At 71.5% G+C, this 2,765-nt stretch carries 4 protein-coding genes; 1 reads left to right on the forward strand and 3 read right to left on the reverse strand.

What is annotated here, in order from left to right; all coding sequences use genetic code 11:
• Positions 1-207 (reverse strand): hypothetical protein (locus B0W88_RS30980; protein ID WP_144007110.1); only part of this gene is annotated, 207 nt, incomplete at its 3' end.
• Between the two features lie 184 nt (positions 208-391).
• On the opposite strand from B0W88_RS30980, the gene B0W88_RS30985 reads away from it, so the two are divergent.
• Positions 392-1,078: a TetR/AcrR family transcriptional regulator gene (locus tag B0W88_RS30985; RefSeq protein WP_077038320.1), complete on the forward strand. Its 687-nt coding sequence runs from the start codon at positions 392-394 to the stop codon at positions 1,076-1,078.
• Here the strand turns inward: B0W88_RS30985 and B0W88_RS30990 are convergent.
• Positions 1,068-1,958: an alpha/beta fold hydrolase gene (locus B0W88_RS30990; protein WP_077038321.1), complete on the reverse strand. Its 891-nt coding sequence runs from the start codon at positions 1,956-1,958 to the stop codon at positions 1,068-1,070. The two genes, B0W88_RS30985 and B0W88_RS30990, sit on opposite strands and share 11 nt — an antisense overlap.
• The coding region (locus B0W88_RS30995; protein WP_158080982.1) for an MMPL family transporter at positions 1,921-2,765 on the reverse strand (845 nt) is incomplete at its 5' end. The genes B0W88_RS30995 and B0W88_RS30990, both read right to left, overlap by 38 nt.

The raw sequence follows: 2,765 nt of genomic DNA on the forward strand, positions 1-2,765 counted from the left end.
ATAGGGCGTGCCGTGAGCCGGCTGCCAGCCCACGGCCGGCTCGCGGGCCATCGACGCCAGCATGTCCATCAGCTCGCGCACGCGCTGCGGGCCGGCGGCCTGCAGCACCGAGGCGAGGGCGTCGCGCCACTCCCGGGATTCCTGCGGGTCGCTGTCGGCCAGCGCAGGCGGATGCAGGAAGAAGCGTTGGATCGATGCATTGCTCATGCCGGTGACTCTAGGCACAAGCGCTTGGCATTTGCTGTCGAAATGGGGCGCCGCCAGGGCCTCCCGCGGCAGATCCTGCTGTCGATGACCGGGCGGCATCGCTGCCCAGGTTTTCCCATCTGTCGCGGGCCGCCTTCGCTGCCTAGCATCCCGCGTGCGCGCCCATGCGTCGAGGTAACCGACTATGTTGACTGACGAGCTGCACGCCCGCCGCGACCACCGCTCCGAGACGGCCGACCGCAAGCGCAGCGAGACCCGTGCCCGCATCCTCAGCGCGGCGCTGGCGGCCTGCGCGGGGCGCCTGGACGAGTTGCCCCGCGTGGAAGACATCGTCGAGCGCGCGCGCCTCTCGCGCGGCACCTTCTACAAGTACTTCGACTCGATGGACGAGGTGCTGGCCGCGCTGGGGCAGGACCTGACCCGGCTCGCGCTGCTGGAGGGCGAGCGCTTCCGCACCGTGTTCACCGAGAAGTGGAAGAGCACGGCGGTGGTCCTGCGCGTGGTGCTGACCCGCGCACTGCTCGACCCGAACTGGGCCCGCTTCGTGATCCGCACGCGCGGCTGGCTGCGCGCCGGCCTGCTGGCCGAGGTGGTGATCCAGGACCTGGCCGAGGGCCGCGAGCGCGGCGAGTACCACATCCTCGACGACGAGGCGGCACTGGACATGCTGCGAGGCCTGCTGGAGTCCTGCATCGCCGCGCTGCACCGCGGCGTCGCGCGGCCGGACCGCTACATCGACGGGGCGGTCCACATGTGGCTGCAAGCGCTCGGGCTGGAACCGCAGCGGTGCCTGGAGGGCGTGCGGATGTCGAGGGATTTCCTGGGCGCGTATGTGTCGGGCGAGCTGGCGCCGTTCCCGATCATGGTCTGAGGCCACAACCCGGGGGTTCAGCCGCGCACTGCAAGGCGAAGCCGAGTTGCTGCAGCTGCAGCGCCCGCCCGACATGATGGAAATCGATGCAATGGCCGGTGCCCCGCATCATCTCGGCGTCCACCCGCGGCGCGCCGGCCAGCGCGAGCGCGAAGCCGGCCACCTCGCCGGTGTCGACGACCCAGAGCCGGTCGACCTCGGCCTGCCGGTAGTGCACCGGCACGCGGATGCGGCCCAGCACGTCGTGCACGCGGTGCTCCCAGCCGCCGACGATGTCCAGCAGTTCCACCTTCGGCGCCGCCGCGTCGGCGGCATCGCTGGCGCGCACGACGGCCGGGTCGAAGCTGCCCTCGGGGCCGAACATCACCATGTCCTTCACGGCGGCCGGCATCTCCACCGTCGGCGTGTCGGGCAGCTGTGCCCACATCGGCCCGAACTCCGGCGGCGTGCGCAGGCCGACGCCGGAGATCGCCAGGCCGAGCAGCGGGAGGCCCTCCGCGGCAGCGGCGATTTCGCAGGCGATCGCGGCGCCGATCGAATGCCCGATCAGCACGATGCCCGCCGTGCCCGCGCCGTGGCGGCGCCAGGCGTCTTCCAGGGCGCCAGCCAGGTGGCGCGCCTGGCCGCCGATGTCCATCTCCGCGGCCGGCAGCGAGGGGCTGCCGGCGTAGCCCGGCCGGTCCGGCGCCAGCAGCGGGATGCCGTTGGCCGCGGCCCGCTCGAACAGCGAGCAGCCCGGGATGTCGAAATAGGCCGAGGTGTAGGTGCCGCCATGGATCGCCACCACCAGCGGCGTGCGCGGCGCGAGGCCGCCTGAAGGCCGCACGCCGCGGCCGGAGAGATCACCGAACAGGGTCAGGTGTTGATGCGCTGAAGTCATGCGTCAGGTCCTCGACGGGGGAGGGTAGAAGGAAGTGAGCGAGCGCCGGCAGCAGCACCAGGGCCGCGACCATATTGCCCACGAACATGAAGGCCAGGAGGATGCCCATGTCGGCCTGGAACTTGATCGGCGAGAAGGCCCAGGTGGCGACGCCGGCAGCCAGCGTCACCCCGGTCAGCATCACCACCTTGCCGGTGAAGCGCAGCGCCTGCCGGTAGGCGTCCGGCAGGTCGCGGCCCGCGCGCAGCCCGGCCAGCGTGACGCTGAGGATGTAGAGCGCGTAGTCCACGCCGATGCCCACGCCCAGCGCCACCACAGGCAGCGTCGCCACCTTGACGCCCATGCCCAGCAGCACCATCAGCGCCTCGGCCAGCACCGAGATCAGCATCAGCGGCAGCAGGGCCACCAGTACCGCGCGCCACGAGCGGAAGGTGACGAAGCACAGCAGCGTGACGGCGCCGTACACCCACAGCAGCATCTCGCGGCTGGCGGACTGGATCACGATGTTCGTCGCGGCCTCGATGCCGGCGCTGCCGGCGGCGAGCTGGAACTTCACGCGGGCCGTGCCGTTGTCGCGGGCGAAGGACGCCGCGGCCTCGGACACGCGGGCCAGCGTGGCGGCCTTGTGGTCCGCCAGGTAGGCGTAGACGGTGTAGAGCGTGCAGCCCTCGTCGGCCAGGCCGCGCGGCGCGCGGGCGCTGATGTTGCCGAGCAGCGAGTCGCCGGGCACCAGCTCGTACCACTTGAGGCTGCCCTCATTGAAGGCGGCCATCATGCGGCGGTTGTAGGACGCCATCGACTGCGTGG

The sequence above is a fragment of the Pelomonas sp. KK5 genome (assembly GCF_001984095.1).
Taxonomy (GTDB): Bacteria; Pseudomonadota; Gammaproteobacteria; order Burkholderiales; family Burkholderiaceae_C; genus KK5.

What these genes read in the sequence shown, in the direction of transcription:
- B0W88_RS30985 (WP_077038320.1), top strand. Translation starts at nt 392, where the DNA reads ATGTTGACTGACGAGCTGCACGCCCGCCGCGACCACCGCTCCGAGACG.
- B0W88_RS30990 (WP_077038321.1), bottom strand. Translation starts at nt 1,958, where the DNA reads ATGACTTCAGCGCATCAACACCTGACCCTGTTCGGTGATCTCTCCGGC.